The organism is Xenorhabdus bovienii (assembly GCF_024721015.1).
GTDB lineage: Bacteria > Pseudomonadota > Gammaproteobacteria > Enterobacterales > Enterobacteriaceae > Xenorhabdus > Xenorhabdus bovienii.
Genome location: NZ_JANAIF010000410.1, coordinates 1 through 275, shown reverse-complemented (window position 1 = coordinate 275; position 275 = coordinate 1). Strand labels below are relative to the sequence as shown.

The window sequence follows — 275 nt, the reverse complement described above, 5'->3', positions numbered from 1 at the left end:
AAGAAAGAACATCCAGATATGAGAATTGCCCAACCTGAGTGCGAGCGGCAGATCTATCCTGACTGCAAGATCTGATCTGATTGCTGTTTTGAAGGACTGCACTTTCTCTGCTCTGTCGTTATAAATCAAAACTATAGCCCGGTCGTTTCCTATGATCCTCATTTTGGCTGCTTCAGTAACTTCCCAGGTGATTGAAATCTGATCTTCCTGTACTGTAATCAAGTTCCCTGACCAGACAGGCTCCCTGTCGCCCCGGCTCAGGATGATTTTACTGT

The 275-nt window shown here is 45.8% G+C and carries 1 protein-coding gene; it reads right to left on the bottom strand.

What is annotated here, in order from left to right; all coding sequences use genetic code 11:
- Positions 1-275, bottom strand: a 275-nt coding sequence (locus NXS07_RS22690) for a hypothetical protein (RefSeq protein WP_258087656.1), incomplete at both ends; no start/stop codon positions are given.